The organism is Arthrobacter sp. ASL1 (genome assembly GCF_056680475.1).
On record NZ_CM155284.1, the window covers coordinates 3,812,593 to 3,833,748 of the forward strand.

Genomic DNA, 21,156 nt, shown 5'->3' on the forward strand with positions numbered 1-21,156 from the left:
TGGTTCCGGGTGATCAGCCCTCTTTCCGGTCCGACAATGTAGCCACTAAATTCTGGCGTGTCGATACCGTTGCATCACGCTTTCGGGCGTAGTCTCTGAACATGGCAAAGACGCAGCAGGCCGTCCACGTAGCCCGGACGAAGTCCAGGCGGGTGAACAAGGCCGGGGAACCCGTCGAATACGAATCCGTGTTGCTGCGCCGCTCCTACCGCCAAGACGGCAAGGTCAAGCACGAGACCCTGGCGAACCTGGCCTCCCTGCCCGATAACGCGGTCCAGGACCTGCGCGCCTCCCTGGCCGGCAAGACCCTCATCGAGGCCACCGCCGGCCTGGAAGTCACCCGGTCCCTGCCCACCGGACACATCGACGCGGTGAACAGGATGGCCCACGGACTGGGGTTCGAGGCCATGCTCGGCCCGGCTTGCCGCGAACGCGATGTGGTCATGGGCCTGCTCGCGGCCAGGATCTGCGCCCCGGCCTCGAAGCTCGCCTCGCTGCGCTGGTTCGCCGACACCACCCTGGCCGCCGACCTCGGCCCGGTGTCCACGGACGAGGCCTATCACGCGATGGACTGGCTGCTCGCCCGCCAGCCGGCCATCGAGTCCAAGCTCGCCCACCGGTACCTCGGCGCCGGGGCGAACCCGGACAAGCTCGCGCTGTTCGATCTCTCCTCCTCCTGGGTCACCGGGCACCACAACCCGCTGGCCGCCCGCGGCTACTCCCGCGACAAGAAGAAGGGCGTGGAGCAGATCGAATACGGGATGCTCTCCACCCGCGAGGGCATCCCGATCGCGGTGCGGGTGGTGCCCGGGAACACCGCGGACCCGGCCGCGTTCACCGCCATCGCCAGCGAGATCAAGGACCTGGCCGGGGTCGAGGACATGGTCATGGTCGGGGACCGCGGCATGATCACCTCCGCCCGGATCCGCCAGCTCGCCGCCCTCGGCGGCCTGGGCTGGGTGACCTGCCTGCGTGCCCCGGCGATCCAGGCCCTCGCCGCGGACGACGGGCCCTTGCAGATGAGCCTGTTCGACGAGCAGGACCTGGCCGAGATCAGCCACCCCGACTATCCCGGCGAACGCCTCATCGCCTGCCGCAACCCCGCCCTGGCCGCCGAACGGGCCCGCAAACGCGACGAACTGCTCACCGCCACAGAAACCGAACTGGCCACCATCAAAGCCGCCGTGAAAGCCGGCAGGCTCGCCGGGGCCGGACGGATCGGCATCAAGGTCGGCAAGAGCGTCGACAAGTACAAGATGGCCAAGCACTTCGAGCTCACCATCACCGACAACAACCTCACCTACACCCGCCGCCAAGCCGAGATCGCCGCAGAGGCCGCCCTCGACGGGCTCTACGTGATCCGCACCTGCGTGCCCAGCGACCGGATGGACGCCGAGGAGGCCGTCAGGGTCTACAAGTCGCTGGCGAACGTGGAGAAGATCTTCAAGTCGCTCAAATCCGTGGACTTGCGTATCCGGCCCATCCACCACCACACTGAGGAGCGCACCCGCGCCCACGTCCTGCTCTGCATGCTCGCCGGGCACCTGACCTGGCACCTTCGCCATGCCTGGGCGCCCCTGACCTACACCGACGAGGACCGCCCCACCCCCGAGAACCCGGTCACCGCAGCCACCCGCTCACCCGAAGCCCAGACCAAGGCCTCCAGACGGACACTCACCGACGGGACGCCAGCCCATGGCTACCAGTCCCTGCTGGCTCACCTGGCCACCCGCACCCGCAACACCCTGCGTGCAGCCGGCACCGAGGCCACGTTCGAACTCACCGCGCTGCCCACACAGGCCCAACGCCAAGCCACCGAACTGATCGACCACCACCTCGAAAACCAACGAAAGTAGCCAGACACCACACCACGAAAAACGAGGAGATCCCCGCCAACGCGGGGATCTCCTCATCTCAAGAAACGTAACTTCGGCCTAGGCCCGGTCCGGGCCGGCAGGTCCGGGCAGCAGGAAGGCGGTGTCTCCCGGCCACACCGGGAAACACCGCCTTATCCGTGTCCGGGGTTACCGGTGCATCATGCGCTTGGCCAGGAAGTTCCCCAGCAGCTGGGCCAGCTGGACGATCACCACGATGACCGCGACCGCGAGCAGGGTAACCGCGTAGTTGAACTGCTGGTAGCCATAGGTGATGGCGAGGTCGCCCAGGCCGCCGCCGCCGATGTACCCGGCCACTGCCGACATGTCGACGACGCCGATGAAGATGAACGTGTAGCCCAGCACCAGCGGGGCGAGGGATTCGCGCAGCACGACGTCGAACAGGACGCGGGTGCGGCTCGAGCCCATGGCGCGGGCCGCCTCGACCACGCCGGGGTCCACTCCCACGAGGTTCTGCTCGACGATGCGTCCGAGCACGACGGCCGTCATCAGGGTCATCGGGAAGATGGCCGCCTCCGTGCCGATGGAGGTGCCGATGACCGCAAGGGTCCATGGCCCCACGAGCGAGATGAAGATGATGAAGGGGATCGGACGCACGATGTTGATCAGGAAGTTCAGCACGTTGAACAGCACCGTGTTCTGCAGGATGTTCCCCGGCCGGGTGGCATAGAGCAGGATGCCGAGCAGGAGGCCGAGGATCCCGCCGATGATCATCGTGATGATGACCATGAAGAGGGTCTGCTGGATGGAGGTCGCCAGCTGCGGGCCCATGGTGGTCCAGTCGATCATCGCGGTGCTCCTTCGTCGTCGCTGCCGGCCCCGACCGCGGCGGGCCACTGCTGGACGGTCGTGATCTTCGACAGGCCCTCGATGACGGCATCGACGTCGTCGTCGGGACCTTCAAGGACGTAGGTCAGCGAACCGAAGGGCCGCTGCGCTATCTCGGTCACCGAGCCGTAGACCACCGAGTCGTGGACTGTCGGACGGGAGGCCAGCAGCGAGGAGATCTCCCGCTGGCTGGTCCCGGCGCCGGATCCGGGCGCCTCGGAGATGGTGATGCTCACCAGCCGGCCGGGATGCAGCTGCTGCAACCTGGCCACGGTGTCCGCGGAGGGCTTGTCGGCGATGGTGCTGCTGATGAACTTCTGCGTCGCCGGGTTCTTCGGGAAGGCGAACACGTCGTACACGGGCCCATCCTCGAGCAACGAGCCCAATTCCATGACCGCCACGTGGTTGCAGATCGAGCGCACGACGTGCATTTCGTGGGTGATCACCACAATGGTGGTGCCGAATTCGGCGTTGACCCGCTTCAGCAGGGCCAGGACCTCGGTGGTCGTCTCGGGATCGAGCGCGCTGGTGGCCTCGTCGGCGAGCAGGATCTCGGGATTCGTGGCCAGGGCGCGGGCGATGCCCACGCGCTGCTTTTGTCCGCCGGAGAGCTGGCTGGGGAACTGGCGGGCCTTCTCCGAGATCCCGACAAACTCGAGCAGCTCGGCCACCCGGGCGGCACGCCGGGCCTTCGGCCACCCGGCGACGACGAGTGGGTACTCGACGTTCTTGGCCACGGAGCGGGAATTGAACAGGTTGAACTGCTGGAAGATCATCCCGATTCCACCGCGCAGGCCGCGCAGCTGCTTTTCACCCATGCCCGTGACCTCGCGGCCGTTGACCGTGAGACTGCCACCGGTGGGCAGCTCGAGCGCGTTGATCAGCCGGACAAGTGTGGATTTCCCGGCTCCGGAGTAGCCGATGACACCGGTGATGGAGCCCTTCTGGACATCGAAGGTGACGTCCCGGAGCGCGTGGACTGGCTTGCCCTTGGCGGCGCCGCGGCCCGGGTAGGCCTTGGAGACGTCGCGGAAGCTGACGATGGAAGTCACGGCAGGTCCTTTCTCGCAGTGGATGGTTGCGGGCCCGCAAAACCCGCTGCGGCTCCTGCCCCGGGATATCGGGTGCGGGAGCCGCAGCGGGTCTGGCTGGCGGGGTTCCGGAAGGCTACTTGGAACCCTTCATGTTGTCCTCGATGACCTGCAGCGCGGATTGGAGATCCTCCGGGGAGTTCTCCTTGAACACCCCGCCCTCGCCGAGGTCCTTCTTGATGGCCTTGACGACCTTGGGGTCGTGGTACAGCTTGGCGATCTTCAGCAACGTCGGGTTGGACTTGTCCGCGTCCCGGGCAACGAACGCATTGATGTAGGGCTTGGTCGACTCCGCTGACGGGTCGTCCTGCGCGATGATGTCGTCGTTGCTGAGCTTGGCGGCGGTGGCGAAGTTGTTGTTCACGATCGCCCCGGCCAGGGAGTCCAGGTTCTGCGCCGTCATCTTCGCGTCGACGGTGACGACCTTGACCTTGGAGGCCGCGGTATCGACATCGGCTGGCGTCGACGTCGAGTTGGCACCGCCCTTGACCTTGATCAGGCCGGCGGTCTCCAGCACGATCAGCGACCGGGCCAGGTTGGTCGGATCATTCGGGATGGCGATCTGGGCCCCGGCAGGGATTTCCTTGGCTGACTTGTACTGGGTGGAGTACAACGGCAGCGGGTAGACCGCCGTGGCGCCGATCGGCTGCAGGTTCTTGTTGTTCTTGCTGTTGTAGGTCGCCAGGTACTGCAGGTGCTGGAACTCATTGAGGTCCAACTGCTTCTGGTCCAGGGCCGGGTTCGGCTGGTTGTAGTCGGAGAAGTTCTTCAGCTCCACGTCCACGCCGGTCTCGTCCTTGACGACCTGCTTGTAGACCTGCCAATACGGTTCGGCACCATCGGCGACACCAATGGTCACGGACTTGATGTCGGTGGGCAGGGCAGCTGCGTCGTCGGAACCGCCACCGCAGGCGGTCAGGCCCAGGGTGGTGACCGCCGCAACCGCGGCAAACTTGGCAAGGGACAAGCGAATGTTCTTCATGCGAGTGTTCTTTCCGGCTGGAAGTGACCAGCGGCCACTGCGGACCGCCAAAAATCGAATGAATCAATTCCAACAGGCCATGAAGGCATCACAAAATCGAACTCGACGTAGATTACCGCATGAGGTTTCGAACGATATTCGAGATGAGCGCGGATTTGGGTGGTCCGCATGCGGTGCGCGACGGCCTTGCGCTAAGAACGGGTCCATACAACAGGCAGCGGAGGGCCCGCCGCAATTTCGTGACATGGCTCTCTGCGACGTGGCATGACCCGCGCGCGGGCGCCTCGTTCGGCAGCCGGTTCCGCCCCCGACGCCGCGGTCAGCGGACGGGCCAGGTGCCGTCCACGAGGGCCGCGGGATTCTTGCGCCGGAAGAACTCCTGCAGGCCGGCGGCCTGCTCGGCCGCCCAGACGACCTGCCGGCTGTGCAGCTCGGACGGGTCGATCGCCAGTTCGCGCGCATACTTCAGCACCTGGGCATCGGCGACACCGATGGTGGCTGCCGCGTCCGCGACCGAGGTATGGGCGTTGTTCAGGGGGATCCCGTAGTGCTCGCACAGGGCGGTCAGGGTGCGTTTGCCCCTGCGGTACTTGTCCACTTGCTTGTCGATGATGAACGGGTCGATCACCGGCTGCGGCAGCAGGGCGGGAACCCCGTGGCGAGCGGCCTCCCGGGCCAGCACCGTGAAATCGTAGCTGGCGTTGAAGGCCATCACCGGCATGGTCTGGAACAGGTCCTGCAAGTGGACGGAAATCTCGGCCACGGCCACCGCCGGAGCGACGCCGGAGGCCACCGCCCGATCGGTGCTCACCCCGTGCACTGCGGTGGCCTCCTCGGGGATCGGCACCCCCGGGTTCACCAGCCATTCACGGTGGTTGATGATCTCCTGCCGGCCGTTGACCACGACGATGGAAGCGGTGACGATTCGCGCCTCGAGGGGGTCCTTGCCCGTGGTCTCCAGGTCGAATGCTGCCCGCGGAAGCTCATGCCAATTGTCCATGTCCCCACGGTATCGTCCACGCCTGATGATTTGGTGCCGGCCGGGCCGGGTGGCGCATAAGCTGGGAGGCATGTCACTGGAGTATGCCGAGGCCGTCCACCGGGTTGCCGGCCGGATCCCGGCGGGCAGCGTGCTGACTTATGGCGACATCGCCGAGCTACTCGGCTCCGGTGGGCCGCGTCAGGTGGGGGCGGCAATGGCGCGCTCCACGGGTCCGCTGCCGTGGTGGCGCGTCCTGCGCGCGAACGGAACACTGCCGGCTGACCTGCAGCAACGGGCACTGCCGCATTGGACCGCCGAACACGTCCCGGTGCTGCGTGGGCGCGTGCGGATCGCCCAGGCGCGCTGGCAGCCCGATGCCGATGGCTTCGATTTCCTGGATGCGGTGGCCTCGGCGCTGGCCAACGGCGCCGGGCCGGGCACCGTGCCCAACTGTCAGGACCAGGTGTTCTGATGGGGGCCATGGAGACCTTGGAAGGAACCGGCGCACGGACCCGCGGCCGCCTGGCGGAGTTGGAGGCCGGCCACGGTCCGGTGCTGGTGCTGGGCGCCCCCGGGACCGGGAAGAGCACCGCCTTGCTGGAGACCGTGGTGCGTCGGCTGGACGCCGGCCACCGGCCGGAGGCGCTGTTGGTCATCGCCCCGTCGCGGACCGCCGCGGGGGACCTGCGCGACCGGCTCTCGGCATCGACAGACACGACGTTCTCCGAGCCCGCGGTGCGGACCTGGGCAGCTTACGCCTTCGACCTCATCCGCAGGGCCCGTCTGTTGGGTTTCCTGCCGGCGGTCGAGCGCCCGCCGCGGCTGCTCTCCGGACCCGAGCAGGACACCCTGATTGGGCAGCTCCTGGCCGGCCATGCCGCCGGCATCACTTCGGGGCCGGCCTGGCCGGACTCGTTGGGGGAGGCCATCGGCACCCGAGGATTCCGCAAGGAAATCCGGGAGCTCTTCGACCGTCTGGCCGAGTACGGCGTCGAAGCGGGCGACCTGCAGGAGCTGGGGGAGCGTTGCCTGCGGCCCGAATGGACGGCGTCGGCCGTGCTCTACCAGGAGTACCGTGATCTGCTGGACCTGGGCAGCAACGAGGCATTCGACCCGGCCGGTCTGATCACCGCGGCCGCGGACCTGCTCGAAGACCAGCCCGAACTGCTCGAGGCCGAACGCGACCGGATCACCTTGTTCGCCGTCGACGACCTCCAGGAGGCCAACCCGGCCCAGCACCGTTTGCTGAAGCTGCTGGCGGCGGGCCGCGACCTGTTGGCCTTCGCCTCCCCGGACAATGCCGTCCAGGGATTCCGCGGAGCCCGCCCGGACCTGTTGGGCCGATTCGACGCCGACTACGGCACCAACCGCAATCCGGCGACGGTGATGGAGCTCGACACTTCGTGGCGGATGGGAGCGGACATTGGTGCCGCCTGGACCCGCGTTGCCGGACGCATTCCCGTCACCACCGGCGGAGCCGGGCGGCGCCTCCTGCAACCCAAGGCCGACCCGGGCCCGGAAACCGTGGAGGTGCATCTGGTGGAATCGCCGGTCCACGAATTGCGGCTGCTGACCCAACGACTCCTGGAGGAGCACCTCATGGGCTCGCGGCCGCTGGACGCGATGGCGGTGGTCGTCCGCAACGGCGGGCAAGTCGCCGCCATATCGCGTCACTTGGCAGCCCAGGGGATCCCCGTGAACGTCCCGCAGGCCGAAGTCCCGTTGCGTGACGAACCAGCGGTCCGGCCGCTCCTGACGTTGCTGGGACTGGGCATCGCCGCCACGGAATCGGCAGCAACCCCGGCAGTGGACCCCCCGGAAGCCGAGGAGGACGCGCACCTGCTGCCCGAGGCGGGTGCCGTTGAGGTCCTTTTGTCCTCTCGCTACGGTGCCTCCACCGCCTTGGACATCCGCCGGTTGCGCCAGGTCCTGCGCCGGACGGAGCGGGTGGCCGGTGGCCGCCGGTCCAGCACCGAACTGCTCCGCGGCATCTTCTCCGAACCGGGCTTGCTGACGGGGCTGGGCCGTGAAGGCCGCGGTGCCGAACGGCTGGCCCGCATGCTCGAAGCGCTGGTCTCCGAATTGCAACTCCCGACGGCGAACGCCGAGACCGCCCTCTGGGCGCTCTGGTCCGCCTCCGGCATGGAGGCGAAATGGAAGCAGGCAGCGCTCGATGGTGGTGCCGCCGGCGCACGGGCCGACCACGACCTCGACGCCATGATGGCCCTGTTCCAGGCCGCAGAACGCTTCGTGGACCAGCTGCCCGGATCGACCGTCGCCCAGTTCGCCGACCATGTGCTCGGCCAGGAACTGCCCATGGACACGCTCGCGTCTCGCGGCGGTAGCGGCCCCTCGGTCTCCGTGACGACGCCGGCCGGGTCCGTCGGCCACGAATGGGACCTTGTCCTGATCCCCGGGATGCAGGAAGGCATCTGGCCCAACACGCGGTTGCGCGGCGAACTGCTGGGCAGCAGCGCACTGGCCGACGTCGTCGAACACGGCCCTGGCATCCTGCGCCAGCGTGACCCCGCCACCCGGTTGCGGGCCACCCGCGCGGACGAGCTGCGGACGTTTGCCAGTGCCGTTTCCCGGGCGCGCGCTTCCCTGGTCTGCATCGGCGTCGCCTCGGAGGACCACCAGCCCTCCCAATTCCTGGACCTGGTTCTTCCCTGGACGGACCAGGAGAGAGCACGACCGATCACCGCGGTGCCCCGCGAACGCACCCTGGCATCCCTGGTCGCCTTGCTGCGCCAGCGCCTCGAAGACGGAATCACGGCCCCGGATCGGGCTGACAATGCCCATGATGCGGCGGCCGTATTGGCCCGGTTGGCGGCTCATCCAGAGCGGGTCCGCGGGGCGGCGACCACGGAATGGTGGGGGCTGCTGCCCTCCAGCACCGACGCCCCGGTTAATCCGTATGGTGAACCGGTCCGTGTTTCCCCCTCACGAGTCCAGGCCGCCCTGGAGTCCCCTTTGGACTGGTTCGTCCAGGCAGCCGGCGGCGAACCGGCGACCGATCTGGCCCGCAGCCTAGGCACCCTGGTCCATGCAATCGCCGAGGACCTGCCGGCCGCGAGCGGAGCCGAGTACCTGGAGGAGTTGGACCGTCGGTGGCCGGACCTGGACCTGCCGCCGAACTGGGAGACGGCGAAGGACCACGAGCGTGCCGAAACGATGCTGGGCAAACTGGCCCAGTATGCCTTGCTGATGCGCAGCCACGACCGGACACTACTGGCCCGGGAAAGGGACTTCGACGTTGAGATTACCGACGCGGACATCACGGTACGGCTGCGCGGGGTGATCGACCGGCTGGAGGTCGACGCCGAGGGGCGGGCTTATGTGGTGGATCTCAAGACCGGAAAATCGGCGCCGACCAAGGCCGATGTGGAACGCAACCCGCAGCTGGGCAGCTACCAGGCCGCGGTATTGGCCGGGGGCCTCGGCCCGGAGCTTCCCACCCGCCCGGGAGGCGCGGCACTGGTCCAGCTGGGCACCTCGACGAAAAGCCCGGGGGAGCAGGCCCAGGAGCCGGTCGGCGACGAGGACTGGGCCACCCCGATGGTGCTGGCGGCGGCACGCCTGATGGCCGGCAACGAATTCCAGACCCGGCACGACCCCGCCAAGGCCGGACGCACCGGCAGCGGCTGCCGGTTGCCCTCGGTCTGCCCACTGTGTGACGAAGGACGGCAGGTCACCGAATGAGCCATCTGGACGAATCAGCGGGCCCGAACGGCGCCACCGACGACGAAACCGGTCCGCCACGGCGGCGGTTTACCCCCGAGGAACTGGCGGACCTGCTCGGACAGCACCAGCCGACGGCCGAGCAATCGGCGATCATCTCCTCGCAGCTTTCCCCGATGCTCGTCATCGCCGGGGCGGGATCGGGCAAGACCGCCACCATGGCCGACCGGGTGGTCTGGCTCGTGGCCAACGGGCACGTCCGTCCCGACCAGATCCTGGGGGTCACCTTCACCCGCAAGGCCGCCGGGGAACTGGCCCAGCGCATCCGGGCGCAGCTGGTCCGGCTGGCCGAAAGCGGGATCGTCCCCGCACCGGAGGACGACGCCCCCCTGGAACCTGCCGTCTCGACGTACCACTCGTACGCGAACACGCTAGTGCAGGACCACGGGCTGCGCATCGGTGTCGAATCGGACACCACCCTGCTCGGCAGCGCCCAAGCGTGGCAGCTGTCGCTGAAGGTCGTGCAGGACTACGACGGCGAGTATGAGCACCTCCGCGCCGCCAAGTCCACCCTGGTCGACGCCGTCGTGAAATTTGCCGGCGAATGCGCCGAACACCTGGTCGACCCGGTCGACGCGCGAGACCACGTCCTCGCCGAGGTCGACCGGTTGGCTGCACTGCCGTACCGCGTCGGCAAGCAGACCGCGCCAGCGCAGAAGGCCCTGCAGCTGCTGGACAAGTTGCGGACCCGCGCCACCGTGGCGGACCTGGCCGTGCGCTACGCCCGCGCCAAGGCCGAACGCAACGTGCTGGACTACGGCGACCTCGTCGCGCTGGCCGCCCGCATCGCGCGGACGGTACCCGCAGCTGGCCATGCCGAACGGGAACGTTTCAAGGTGGTGCTCCTCGACGAGTTCCAGGACACCTCCCACGCTCAAATGGTCTTGTTCTCCTCGCTGTTCAACGGAGGACACGCCGTCACCGCGGTCGGGGATCCCAACCAGTCCATCTACGGCTTCCGCGGCGCGTCCGCCGGGCAGCTGTTCCGGTTCCCACAGGAATTCCCCGCGAGGGGACCCGACGGCTCCCGCACCCCCTCCGCGGTTGCCTTCCTCACGACCGCCTGGCGCAACTCCGCGAACGTCCTGGAAGCCGCCAACGCGGTGTCGGCACGGCTGAACCGTGTCGACCCGAACCGTGCGTCCCACTCGATCGGCGTTCCACCACTGGCCCAGAGCCCCTTCGCCGGGACCGGTCGGGTCGAGCTGGTCCGCCTGGCCACCAGTGCCGACGAGGCCGCCGCCTTGGCCGGTCGTCTGTTGGCAGAACGCGGTTCCTTCACGGCCGAGTACGGCCGCGCGCCGACCATGGCGGTTCTCTGCCGGACCCGCTCGGCCCTCGGCGGCATCGCGGAGGCCCTCGTCCAGCGGGGCATCCCCTATGAAATCGTGGGTCTGGGTGGTTTGCTGGCCATGCCGGAAATCGTCGACCTCGTCTCCACGCTGCGGGTGTTGGTTGACCCGTTGCGCTCGGATGCGCTGCTGCGGCTGCTGGCCGGCGCCCGATGGCGGATCGGCCCGGCAGACCTCATGGCCTTCGCCGACTGGTCGCGTTTCCTGGCCAGACGCCGTGAAGCTGCCATCCGCGATGCCCGCGACATCGACACGACCACCACCGACGGCACTGCCGCCGACAGCCGCGCCGAGGCACGCAGCGAATTGGCGGAGGAGGCCAGCCTCATCGAAGCACTCGACCGGCTGCCCCCGGTCGAATGGACCTCTTCGGCCGGCCGGCGGCTCACCGGCACGGCACTGACCCGGTTGCAGAAGCTGCAAAACGAAATCCGCTACCTGCGCAGCTTCGCCGACGACGACCTGGCTACCCTGCTGCACGAGGTCGAGCGGACCCTGCTGCTCGACATCGAGGTCGCCGCGAAGCCCGGGGCGAACATCCATTCGGCACGCCGGCACCTCGATGCGTTCGCCGACATCGCCGCCGGGTATTCCGACACCGACCTCGGCGCAGACCTGGCTGGATTCCTGACCTGGCTCGATGCCGCTGCCGCGAAGGAAGGCGGTCTGGAGATCGTCCAGCAGGAAGCCAACCCCGACGCCGTCCAGCTGCTGACGATCCACGCGTCGAAGGGCCTGGAGTGGGATGTCGTGGCGATACCGGGGATGAATGAGGGGATCTTCCCCTCCACGACCGACTCCCGCTGGACGAAGGAGGACGGGTCACTGCCCTGGCCCTTGCGCGGGGACCGGAACGACCTGCCGCAATGGGACACCGACCAGCCCAGCCTCTCCGAGGCAGTCGACGCGGAAGCCGTCTTCCGCGGGGACGTGTTGGCCCATGGAGAGGACGAAGAGCGGCGGCTGGCCTATGTCGCGCTCACGCGCGCCAAGGACCTCCTGCTGTGTTCGTCAACGGTGTGGACCGGCTCCCGCTCCAAGCCCACCGCTCCGTCCCCGTTTCTGCGGGAACTGCTGGCGCTGGCCGAGGGCCCGACACCCAGGGTGCGTATCGCCGCGTGGTGCGAAGACGAGGACGCGCCGGAACAGAACCCGTTTCGGGAAGACCCGCTCGAGTCCAGCTGGCCCTATGATCCACTTGAGGGTCCGGTGGTCCTCCGGGCCGGGGTCGCCCAGCCCAAGCCGGCAGGCCGGCGCCTGATGTTGGAGGCAGCCGCCGCGGAAACCAACCGCCACCTCGAGGTGCTGCGGGCGGCGGATGACACGGCATGCCCCGACGACGATGCAGCGATGCGCACTGACGTCGGACGGGCCTGGAACCACGAGGCCGGGCTGCTGTTGGCCGCATGGGCCGAACGCGAGGCCACGCGGGAACTGACGAAGACGCCCGAACATGTCCGTGCTTCCCTGTTCGTGGATCTGGCCACCGATGCGGCCCAGGTCCTGGAGCAGCTCCGCCGCCCCGTCCCCCGGCGGCCCGGCGTCGCGGCCCGCAAGGGGACGGCCTTCCACGCCTGGGTCGAGGACCACTACGGCTCGACCGGCATGCTGGACCTGGGCGAATTCCCCGGTGCGGCCGACGCCTACGTCGAGGAGCAGTACGGGCTCGAGGAGATGAAGGCCGAATTCCTGGCGTCCGAGTGGGCGCAGCGGCAACCGGCCTACGTCGAGGTCCCCCTGGAAACCAGGGTGGGTCCGGTCAGTGTCCGCGGCCGCATCGACGCCGTGTTCAAGGACACCGACGCCCAGGGCAGGACGGTGTGGACCCTCGTGGACTGGAAGACCGGCAGGGTCCCCACAGGCCGGGACCTGGAGGCCAAGTCGCTGCAACTTGCCGTCTACCGGCTCGGGTGGTCACGACTGCACGGGATCCCGCTCGAGAGCGTCGAAGCGGCCTTCTACTACGTGGGCCAGGGCACGACCATCAGACCCGAACGGCTGGCGGACGAGGCCGCGTTGGAGGCGTTGATCACCGGATCGCTGGCCGGTACCGGTGCCGGGTAGGGCTATTTCCTGTTGGCGTCCGTGGCAGGGCGCGTGCCGTCGTCGTCGGAGTCGATGACGATCAGTGGGATGGCGTCCGTCTCGTCCCCTGGCGTCGAGGGAGCCGGGGCCTTGCCGGTCTCCGGTGCGTCCGAGTCCTCGGGTTCGTCGTCGACCACGTCGATGTCACGCAGGAAGGCGGGACCATCGTCGTCATCGGAGCCGGCCCCGTCGGGGTCCTCGGGTGCGGCGGCGGACGCGTCCGGCGTGGGGACGGCATCGCCGCTGGTTGCGGACGGTTCGTGATCCGGCAGCGGCGGCGCGTCGGACGGCTCGGCGGGTCCCACGGCGCCCACCTGCTGGCCGGACTCCTGATCGTCCTCTGCCGGCCCCCAATGCGAGACGGCCGAACCCGCGGTCTTCGGCGGCATCGTGGGATGCGGGGGAGTCGAGGCCGGATCCGCTTCCGGCTGCTGGTCCGCGTCGTCTTCCGTTGCCGCGGAGCCGGGGAACCCCGCCTCGTCGGTGGACTCCGCTTCGTCCTCCGGCGCGGACTCGGGGATGGGCTGGCCGTGGATATCCATGCGCGGAGGATCCACGATGCTGATGGGCTGTCCGCCGAATTCTGCGATGTCCGAATCGAGGTCGCGCAGCATCTGCTCCCCCTCGGAAATGCGTTCGGCGTCATTGGTCGCCACCCCGCGGGTGAACCACTGTGCCAGGGCGAACTCGGCGGCCAGGGCTGCACGACGCATGATGTGCGGGTCGGCCAACTCGCCGCGGGCCGCGGTGTAGGCCTCGATCACCGTGTCGGCGAAGGACTGCTCGTGGGCGGCCGCGAGCCAGGCGAAGTCGTCGGCGGGGTCGCCGATGCGGACGTCGGTCCATCCGGTCACCGCGGCGACCTTGCCGTCGTCGAGCAGGAGGTTCTCCTCGTGCAGGTCGCCGTGGACGACGCGCGGGTTGAAGCGCCAGAGGGCGATGTCCTCCAGGGCATGTTCCCAGCGGCGCAGCAGGCGTGGCGGGATCCGTCCGGTCGTCGCCGACTGGTCCAGCTCGTTGAGCCGTCGCTGCCGGAACTCCTCGGCCGTGTAGACCGGCAGGTCGGCACGGTCCACGAGCTCCTCGGGCAACGCATGGATCGCTGCGATGATGCGGCCGATGTCGGCAGCGGTCGAACCGCCCGCGGCGACCAGGTCTTCCAGGTCCATCACGGCGCCGGGCAGGTGGTTGTAGACGAAGGTGCGCAGGCTGCCCTGGCGCACGGTGCCGGCCACCGAGGGCAGGCGGAAAGGCAGCGCAGCGCGGATGCCCGGGGTGAAGGAACGCAACGCGGTCAACTCGGTTTCCAGTCGCATGCTGGACTCCTCGTGCCGGGGCGAGCGGACGCGCCACCGGTTTTCCTGCGCGTCGATGATCAGGGCCGAATCGAAGTCGTCGGGATCATCCGGGATGCCTGCGACGCCGACAGGGGTCAACCCGGGCACCGCCGCGGTCGCGATGGCGGCCAGTTCCATGGGAGATCTTTTCACGTACCCAACCGTAAGCCGCCGAGGGCCCCGGGGCCACGTGCACCGGGCGGCGAGTCGCCGGAATCCCCGAAGCCTCCCAGTCAACGCGCAGCGGCCGGGCAGGTCATGAGGCGACATGGACCGGCCCACGGGCGACGGAAGCGCCGTCGGATCCACACCGCGGTCCACCGGTGTGCGGGCACCGCCGGAACCTCAGTACGGTAGGAGCATGACATTTCGCCAGGATCCCGTCGCCGCGCATGCCCTCGACTACCCGCTGTTGGGTGACCTGCCGCTGGCCCGCACCGGGGTGGACCGCGGATGCGAGCGCCGGATGGACGATGCCTGGCTCCCCTCCCTGATGCACGACGACGGCACCCGGGTCCTGCTCCTGGTCAAGGGCCGGGCGCCGGTACGCGACGGGTCACTGGTCCTGGTCGGGCCCGGTGATGTCCCGGCCGGCGTGCGGTTGGTCTACCTGGGGCGTTCGGGGGGCCGGGAGATCGTGCTCGCGGATCTGGACCGGACCCCGGGGATGCAGCCCGGGGACGCCGACTGGCTCGGCTTGCGTGATGTCGCGGCGGGGCTGTCCGCCGATGACGCCGGACTGTTCGTCGAGGCCGTCGCGATCGCCAACTGGCATGCCAACCACACGCACTGCCCGCGCTGCGGAACGCCGACGCAGGCCGTGCAGAGCGGCTGGGTCCGCGTCTGCCCGCACGACGATTCCCAGCACTTCCCGCGCACCGACCCGGCCATCATCGTCGCCATCACCGACGCCGAGGACCGCCTCCTGCTCGGGGCCAATGCCCAATGGGGTGGGCGCCGCTACTCGACGCTCGCCGGCTTCGTGGAACCGGGCGAATCCCTGGAGGAGGCCGTCATCCGCGAGGTCGGGGAGGAAGCAGGCATCCGGGTCCGGGCCGCCCGGTACGCCGGCTCGCAGCCATGGCCCTTCCCCTGTTCGCTGATGCTCGGTTTCACCGCCGTGGCGGAGTCCACCGCCGTCGTGCCCGACGGCGAGGAGATCATCGACCTGCGCTGGTTCACCCGCGAGGAACTGTCCCGGGACATCATCGAGGGGGCCATCGGCGTCCCGTCGGGGGTCTCGATCTCCAGCGCACTCATCGAACACTGGTACGGCGGGCCGCTGCCCGAACCGCGCCAGATGGAGAACTAGAAGCATGGCATCACTGGAAGAGCGCATCCTCGGCGGACTCGACGAGGAGCAACGCGCGGTCGCGACGACCCTGAACGGGCCGCTGTGCGTCCTCGCCGGCGCCGGAACCGGCAAGACCCGCGCGATCACGCACCGTATCGCCTACGGGGTGCACACCTCCGTGTACAAGCCGAACCAGGTCCTCGCCGTCACCTTCACGTCCCGCGCGGCCAGCGAGATGCGCACCCGGCTCCGGGACCTGGAAGCCGGGGGAGTGCAGGCCAGGACCTTCCACGCGGCCGCCTTGCGCCAGCTGCAGTACTTTTGGCCGCAGGCCATTGGCGGGCAGTTGCCCTCCATCGTGGACCACAAGGCCCAACTCGTGGCCGAGGCGGCCCGCAGGCTGCGCATCACCACCGATCGGGCAGCCATCCGCGACATGGCCGCGGAGATCGAATGGGCCAAGGTCTCCATGCTCACACCGGAAGGCTATGTCGAGGCCGCCGCCGGGCGCGCCGAACCGGCGGGACTGGAACTGCGCACCGTGGCCCGACTCTTCCAGTCCTACGAGGACGTCAAGTCCGACCGCCATGTGATCGACTTCGAGGACGTCCTGTTGCTGACCGTGGGCATCCTCGACGAGGACCCGCGTGTCGCCGCCTCGGTCCGTGAGCAGTACCGGCATTTCGTCGTCGACGAGTACCAGGACGTCTCCCCCCTGCAGCAGCGCCTCCTGGACCTGTGGCTGGGCGGACGCGAGGAACTCTGCGTCGTCGGGGACGCCAGCCAGACGATCTACTCGTTCACCGGCGCCACGCCCTCCCACCTGCTGAACTTCACCCTCGCGCACCCGCAGGCGCCCGTCGTGAAGCTGGTCCGCGACTACCGCTCCACACCCCAGGTGGTGAGCCTGGCCAACCGGCTCCTGTCCTCCCGGCGCCTCGAACCCGGCGCCGCCGGCCGAGATGTGCAGTGGGCGGCACCCTTGGAACTGCTGGCCCAGCGCGACACCGGTCCCGAACCCGAGTTCACCGAGTGCAGCGACGACGAGGCAGAGGCCTCCCATGTTGCCCGCCGTATCCGTTCCCTCATGGACGACGGCGTTGCCCCCGCGGAAACGGCCGTCCTGTTCCGCACCAATGGCCAGTCACAGGCCTACGAACAAGCCCTCGCGGCCGAGGGCATCGGCTACCAGCTGCGTGGCGGGGAACGCTTCTTCCAACGCCGGGAAGTCCGGGACGCCATTCTCGCCCTGCGTGCCGCCTCGCGGCAACCCGCCGACGACGCCGTCCCGCAGCTCTGCCGCGATGTGCTGGCATCCCTGGGCTATTCGACGCAGGCCCCGGCCGCCAGCGGCGCCGTCCGCGAACGCTGGGAGTCGCTTTCGGCGCTCGTCGCGCTCGCCGACGACCTGGCCACGGCCCGCGCGGATCGGGACACGCCGTTCACCATGCTGGAATTCGTGGCCGAACTCGATGAACGGGCGACCACCCAACACGCCCCGACCGTCCAAGGCGTCACGCTGGCATCGCTGCACTCGGCCAAGGGCCTGGAATGGGACGCAGTCTTCCTGGTGGGAATCAGCGAAGGGCTGATGCCCATCTCCTTCGCCGAAGACCAGGGCGACTACGACGAGGAACGCCGGCTGCTGTACGTGGGAATTACCCGGGCCCGGAAGCACCTCTCGTTGAGCTGGTCCACGGCACGCACGCCGGGTGGGCGCGCCAGCCGCAGGCCATCGCGCTTCCTGGACGGGCTGCGCCCGCAATCCTCCAGCAGGGTTGCGGCAAAAACACCGGGTGGAGGCGTCAAACGGCGCAAGGCCGCGACCCCGCCGACCTGCCGGGTGTGCGGGACGCTGCTGGGAAGCGCCGCCGAACGCAAGCTGGGCCGTTGCCTGGACTGTCCTTCGACGTACGACGAGAAGGTCTACGAGTCACTGCGCGAGTGGCGGTTGAAGACTGCACGGGAAGCCGAAGTCCCGGCATTCGTCATCTTCACGGACGCCACGCTCATGGCCATCGCCGAGGCCATGCCAGGGACGCCGACGACGTTGGCCAAGGTCTCGGGCGTCGGGTCCGCGAAGCTCGAACGCTACGGCAAGGACGTGCTCGACATCCTCGGCGCGGGCTCGACCCCCGCCTGAGCCGCAGGTGCGCTCATGCCGCCGGGATCATGCAGGTACACCCCGGCCTCGGCTCAACCGGGACCCGATGCACCCCTCCCGTGGCCAGATCGACAGTGAGCACCGCATCGGCGGCGGACGGGACATTGACCCCATCGAGCAGCATCAACACCTGGAGGGTCGCCAGACCCGCGGCCGTCGCCGACAATGCCAACTCCGCGGTCGAACTCGCTCCCCGTGGCCTCCTGGCCGCCCGGGGTCCGGCCTCCTCGAGGCCAGCCGCGGGCTGTGCGCAATCCAGGCACGAGGTCAGCCCCGGGATGACCAGGGGACCGATACGGGCCCAAGACGGGCCGAAAACGACCGGCAGGTGGGGGATGCGAGTCGCGGCCAGATGGGACACCAGATGATCCGGCAGGGCATCGCAAGCCGTCACCACGATCACCTGCGCCCCCATCCCCTGGTCATCCGGGCCCGGGGTCCAGTGGGCGAGCCGGGTTCGTGGCCACGAGGCCTCCAACCGGTGTGCCAGGGCGACAGTGCGGGGTTTGCCCAGGTCGGCCAGGCGCAACGGGCCCGTCCCCACATCGCCGGGCTGGACCGGGAGGTCGTCATGCAAGTGCAGTGCGCCCACTCCCGAGGCTGCCAGCAGCGCCGCGATGGCCTGACCGCAACGACCCAGGCCGCCGAGCCTGACCATCGTCGTGCTGCGGCTCCGGACGACGTGTCCTGCGGGGATCCCGTAGGCCACCGAGAACGCGTTGACATCGGGAATCAGCGTTGCGCCGAGGGCCCCGGGAAGCCGGAAGGGGTCCTCCAGGACGGGAGCCAGCACGGCCAGCAGTTCCTCGCGGCGACCGGCTCCGGGTCCGGCGAGGCGGGGAACTGCGGATGGCTGCTCGGCCGGCGCGGACGTGCCGGCCAACGACCTGATGAAGTCCTGGTCCGCAGCCGAGAGACCGGATATCCACAATCCCTCGTCGGGCCCTCCAACACGGACGGTGGTCTCGGATACGCTAACGACCTGAAGCCCGGGAATGATGCGCATGTTCGTCTCCAATGATCGGACCGGACGGGTTCCGGTGGGGATATCCTGACAGGTCGAACCCGCCGAAAACCCGGTATCCACAGGCTCCGGTGGGCGCGTGCCCGCCGGCCGAAGATGAGGAAAGAGGAAGCAGCATGCCCCAGCATCCGACAGAGCGGGCCGTGGTCACCCCGGATGGGGTATCGGTGCGGGTTCTGCGCTCCACACGTCGACGCCGAACGGTATCCGGTGTGTGGAAGAACGGGGCAGCCGTGATTTCCGTTCCGGCGGCCTTGAGTCTGCGGCAGGAGGACGAATGGATCGACCGGATGGTCCCGGGCATCCTGGCTCGGCGGGCCAAGGCGTTGGACCGATTTGGGAAGTACTCCGACGATGAACTCATGCAACGCGCGGAAATGCTTAACCGCAAGTACCTGGACGGCAGGGCCGAGCCACTGTCCGTTCGGTGGGTCCGGAACCAGACCACCCGATGGGGTTCGGCGTCCCCAGGCTCCGGCGCCATCCGTCTGAACAACCAGTTGCAGGGGATGCCGGAGTGGGTCCAGGACTACATCCTGGTCCACGAACTCGCACACCTCATCGCCGACGATGGACACGGCCCGCAATTCAAGGCCCTGGAGGGCCTCTATGGACGCCGGTCGGAGGCCAAGGCCTACCTCTCAGGCGTCAGTTTCGGGATGGCCAATCCACCTGGACACAGAACCCGAGGCAGCAGCGCCACGGACCCGCATGGCCAGCCGGCGTGGGATGATCCGCAGGACCTGGATGAACACGACTCATGGGAGGAGACCCCCTCCGGCTGGGTCTAGCAGCGCGAAGGCCGACTCCTCCGGGTGGAGGAGCCGGCCTTACCGAAATCGGCTGGGGGGAGAGGACCTAACGTTGTCCGCCGGTTCCGCCGGGGGAGTCGTCCTGATCCCCGGAGTCATCGGAACCGGACGTCTGATCGGTCCCGTCCGTCTCGGAAGCGGCGGGGGAGTCGTACCCGCCATCGAGCAGGCGATTCAACGCCGCGTCCAATTCGCCGTCAGAGGCCTCGGCCAGGGCACGGCGCGCGGAAAAGCCCTCGGGATCGTCCAGGTCCTCGGCGCCCGGCATCAGATCGGGATGCTGCCAGATCGCGTCCCGGCCCTCGAAACCACGTTCGTCCGCTAGCAGGGACCACAGCTTGGCCGCATCGCGCAGTCGCCGTGGACGGAGCTCAAGACCGACCAGCGAGGCGAAGGCCTGTTCGGCGGGGCCACCCGTCGCGCGGCGACGGCGCACTGTCTCGCGCAGGGCCGCGGCGGAGGGCAGGTTGGCGGCGGCCTCGGCGACCACCTCGTCCACCCAGCCCTCGATGAGGGCCAGCGCCGTCTCGAGCTTGGCCAGCGCCGCCTCCTGGGCCGCGGTGCGCTGCGGCATGAAGAGCCCCTCGGTGACGGCACCCTGCAGGGATTCGGGGTTGGACGGGTCGATGTCGCGCACGGCTTCCTCGATCCGCGACATGTCGATGTGGATGCCCCGGGCATAGTCCTCGATGGCCCCCAGCACGTGGGCCTGGAGCCACGGCACCCGCTGGAACAGCCGTGCATGGGCGGATTCGCGCAGGGCGGCAAAGAGCAGGACCTCCTGCTCGGGAATGTCGAGTCCCTCGCCGAAGCGGGAGATGTTGGCCGGGACCAGGGCGGGCGCCTCGGTCGTCAACGGGATCCCGATATCGGTGGATCCGAGCACGTCCTTGGCCAGTCCGCCCACGGCGGTGCCAAGCTGCATGCCGAACATCGCCCCGCCCAGATTCTGGAACATGCCTTGGGCCGAGCCGAGCATGGCCTTGAATTCCTCGGGCACCTGGTCGCGCATGGCCGTGCTGATGGCCTGGGAAACACTGACGGCCACCGGTTCGGTGAGCTTCTTCCAGCGCGGCAGCGTCTTCTCCACCCACTGGGCCCGGGAATACGATGAAAAGCCGGACGGCGATGCTTCAAAAGTCGTGGCCTGGTCGAGCCACATGTCGGCCAGCCGGCCCGCCTCGCTGATCGCCGCGGCCCGGGCAGTGGTCACGCTTGGGTCGTCCCCGGCGGCGGCCTGACGGGCTGAATCCTGGGCAAGTTTCCAATTCACGGGGCTGCCGTCGCCCGAGGACATGGCCCCCATCATGGCCTGCATCTGGCCCATCATGGCCTGCATGGCAGCGGGGTCCGACGGCATCCCCATGGCGCCGAGCTGCCGCTGCAAATCGGCTGCGTCCACGCCCTCGGGGAGCTGTCCACCGAAGAGGTTGGAGAGCATCTCGGAAAAGGGGTCCTGACGCCCGGAATCGTCCGGGTCGTCTGAGCCGTCGGGGCGGTTGTTCGGGGGGTTCTCAGCCATGTTTCCACGGTAACCCCGCATTGTGGGCAGACCCTATGGATTCACCG

At 68.6% G+C, this 21,156-nt stretch carries 14 protein-coding genes; 7 read left to right on the top strand and 7 right to left on the bottom strand.

Annotation, left to right across the window (positions count from 1 at the left end; genetic code table 11):
• Nucleotides 1-101 precede the first annotated feature (101 nt).
• Nucleotides 102-1,856: an IS1634 family transposase gene (locus tag AC1MEQ_RS18060; protein WP_479792699.1), complete on the top strand. Its 1,755-nt coding sequence runs from the start codon at nucleotides 102-104 to the stop codon at nucleotides 1,854-1,856.
• A 168-nt stretch (nucleotides 1,857-2,024) separates the two neighbouring features.
• On the opposite strand, the gene AC1MEQ_RS18065 is transcribed toward AC1MEQ_RS18060, so the two are convergent.
• The 4 genes from AC1MEQ_RS18065 to AC1MEQ_RS18080 form a co-directional block, all read right to left on the bottom strand.
• Nucleotides 2,025-2,684, bottom strand: a complete 660-nt coding sequence (locus AC1MEQ_RS18065; RefSeq protein ID WP_479792700.1) for a methionine ABC transporter permease — start codon at nucleotides 2,682-2,684, stop codon at nucleotides 2,025-2,027.
• The gene (locus AC1MEQ_RS18070; RefSeq protein WP_479792701.1) at nucleotides 2,681-3,775 is read right to left on the bottom strand and encodes a methionine ABC transporter ATP-binding protein; all 1,095 of its coding nucleotides are present in this window, start codon (nucleotides 3,773-3,775) and stop codon (nucleotides 2,681-2,683) included. Before AC1MEQ_RS18070 ends, AC1MEQ_RS18065 begins: the two co-directional genes overlap by 4 nt.
• 115 nt (nucleotides 3,776-3,890) lie before the next feature.
• Nucleotides 3,891-4,796 (bottom strand): MetQ/NlpA family ABC transporter substrate-binding protein, encoded by a 906-nt coding sequence (locus AC1MEQ_RS18075; protein WP_479792702.1) that lies wholly within the window; start codon nucleotides 4,794-4,796, stop codon nucleotides 3,891-3,893.
• A 319-nt stretch (nucleotides 4,797-5,115) separates the two neighbouring features.
• The gene (locus AC1MEQ_RS18080) at nucleotides 5,116-5,796 is read right to left on the bottom strand and encodes an exonuclease domain-containing protein (protein ID WP_479792703.1); all 681 of its coding nucleotides are present in this window, start codon (nucleotides 5,794-5,796) and stop codon (nucleotides 5,116-5,118) included.
• A 70-nt stretch (nucleotides 5,797-5,866) separates the two neighbouring features.
• Between AC1MEQ_RS18080 and AC1MEQ_RS18085 the strand changes: the two genes are divergently transcribed.
• Genes AC1MEQ_RS18085 through AC1MEQ_RS18095 form a run of 3 tightly spaced genes read left to right on the top strand, consistent with a single transcriptional unit; the run spans nucleotide 5,867 to nucleotide 12,935 of the window.
• Nucleotides 5,867-6,250 carry an MGMT family protein gene (locus AC1MEQ_RS18085; RefSeq protein WP_479792704.1) on the top strand — a complete coding sequence of 128 codons (384 nt, stop codon included), beginning with the start codon at nucleotides 5,867-5,869 and terminating at the stop codon, nucleotides 6,248-6,250.
• A gap of 8 nt (nucleotides 6,251-6,258) precedes the next feature.
• Nucleotides 6,259-9,480, top strand: coding sequence for an ATP-dependent helicase (locus tag AC1MEQ_RS18090; RefSeq protein WP_479792705.1), 3,222 nt, complete (start codon nucleotides 6,259-6,261; stop codon nucleotides 9,478-9,480).
• Nucleotides 9,477-12,935 carry a UvrD-helicase domain-containing protein gene (locus tag AC1MEQ_RS18095; protein WP_479792706.1) on the top strand — a complete coding sequence of 1,153 codons (3,459 nt, stop codon included), beginning with the start codon at nucleotides 9,477-9,479 and terminating at the stop codon, nucleotides 12,933-12,935. Before AC1MEQ_RS18090 ends, AC1MEQ_RS18095 begins: the two co-directional genes overlap by 4 nt.
• A 2-nt stretch (nucleotides 12,936-12,937) precedes the next feature.
• Here the strand turns inward: AC1MEQ_RS18095 and AC1MEQ_RS18100 are convergent, their stop codons facing one another.
• Nucleotides 12,938-14,446 carry a macrolide 2'-phosphotransferase gene (locus AC1MEQ_RS18100; protein WP_479792707.1) on the bottom strand — a complete coding sequence of 503 codons (1,509 nt, stop codon included), beginning with the start codon at nucleotides 14,444-14,446 and terminating at the stop codon, nucleotides 12,938-12,940.
• A gap of 208 nt (nucleotides 14,447-14,654) precedes the next feature.
• Between AC1MEQ_RS18100 and nudC the strand changes: the two genes are divergently transcribed.
• Nucleotides 14,655-15,605 carry an NAD(+) diphosphatase gene (gene nudC / locus AC1MEQ_RS18105; protein ID WP_479792708.1) on the top strand — a complete coding sequence of 317 codons (951 nt, stop codon included), beginning with the start codon at nucleotides 14,655-14,657 and terminating at the stop codon, nucleotides 15,603-15,605.
• Between the two features lie 4 nt (nucleotides 15,606-15,609).
• Nucleotides 15,610-17,730 (top strand): ATP-dependent DNA helicase UvrD2, encoded by a 2,121-nt coding sequence (locus tag AC1MEQ_RS18110; RefSeq protein ID WP_479792709.1) that lies wholly within the window; start codon nucleotides 15,610-15,612, stop codon nucleotides 17,728-17,730.
• Between the two features lie 13 nt (nucleotides 17,731-17,743).
• Here the strand turns inward: AC1MEQ_RS18110 and AC1MEQ_RS18115 are convergent, their stop codons facing one another.
• Complete coding sequence (locus AC1MEQ_RS18115; RefSeq protein WP_479792710.1) at nucleotides 17,744-18,757, bottom strand: TOMM precursor leader peptide-binding protein; 1,014 nt, start codon at nucleotides 18,755-18,757, stop codon at nucleotides 17,744-17,746.
• Nucleotides 18,758-18,891: 134 nt separating this feature from the next.
• Here AC1MEQ_RS18115 and AC1MEQ_RS18120 point away from each other — a divergent pair, with 134 nt between their 5' ends.
• Nucleotides 18,892-19,566: a M48 metallopeptidase family protein gene (locus AC1MEQ_RS18120; RefSeq protein ID WP_479792711.1), complete on the top strand. Its 675-nt coding sequence runs from the start codon at nucleotides 18,892-18,894 to the stop codon at nucleotides 19,564-19,566.
• A 67-nt stretch (nucleotides 19,567-19,633) separates the two neighbouring features.
• Here AC1MEQ_RS18120 and AC1MEQ_RS18125 read toward each other — a convergent pair whose 3' ends face one another.
• Nucleotides 19,634-21,109 (bottom strand): zinc-dependent metalloprotease, encoded by a 1,476-nt coding sequence (locus AC1MEQ_RS18125; RefSeq protein ID WP_479792712.1) that lies wholly within the window; start codon nucleotides 21,107-21,109, stop codon nucleotides 19,634-19,636.
• Nucleotides 21,110-21,156 lie beyond the last annotated feature (47 nt).

What these genes read in the sequence shown, in the direction of transcription:
- AC1MEQ_RS18110 (WP_479792709.1), top strand. Translation starts at nt 15,610, where the DNA reads ATGGCATCACTGGAAGAGCGCATCCTCGGCGGACTCGACGAGGAGCAA.
- AC1MEQ_RS18085 (WP_479792704.1), top strand. Translation starts at nt 5,867, where the DNA reads ATGTCACTGGAGTATGCCGAGGCCGTCCACCGGGTTGCCGGCCGGATC.
- AC1MEQ_RS18125 (WP_479792712.1), bottom strand. Translation starts at nt 21,109, where the DNA reads ATGGCTGAGAACCCCCCGAACAACCGCCCCGACGGCTCAGACGACCCG.
- AC1MEQ_RS18060 (WP_479792699.1), top strand. Translation starts at nt 102, where the DNA reads ATGGCAAAGACGCAGCAGGCCGTCCACGTAGCCCGGACGAAGTCCAGG.
- AC1MEQ_RS18095 (WP_479792706.1), top strand. Translation starts at nt 9,477, where the DNA reads ATGAGCCATCTGGACGAATCAGCGGGCCCGAACGGCGCCACCGACGAC.
- nudC (WP_479792708.1), top strand. Translation starts at nt 14,655, where the DNA reads ATGACATTTCGCCAGGATCCCGTCGCCGCGCATGCCCTCGACTACCCG.
- AC1MEQ_RS18065 (WP_479792700.1), bottom strand. Translation starts at nt 2,684, where the DNA reads ATGATCGACTGGACCACCATGGGCCCGCAGCTGGCGACCTCCATCCAG.
- AC1MEQ_RS18080 (WP_479792703.1), bottom strand. Translation starts at nt 5,796, where the DNA reads ATGGACAATTGGCATGAGCTTCCGCGGGCAGCATTCGACCTGGAGACC.
- AC1MEQ_RS18090 (WP_479792705.1), top strand. Translation starts at nt 6,259, where the DNA reads ATGGAGACCTTGGAAGGAACCGGCGCACGGACCCGCGGCCGCCTGGCG.
- AC1MEQ_RS18120 (WP_479792711.1), top strand. Translation starts at nt 18,892, where the DNA reads ATGCCCCAGCATCCGACAGAGCGGGCCGTGGTCACCCCGGATGGGGTA.
- AC1MEQ_RS18115 (WP_479792710.1), bottom strand. Translation starts at nt 18,757, where the DNA reads ATGCGCATCATTCCCGGGCTTCAGGTCGTTAGCGTATCCGAGACCACC.
- AC1MEQ_RS18075 (WP_479792702.1), bottom strand. Translation starts at nt 4,796, where the DNA reads ATGAAGAACATTCGCTTGTCCCTTGCCAAGTTTGCCGCGGTTGCGGCG.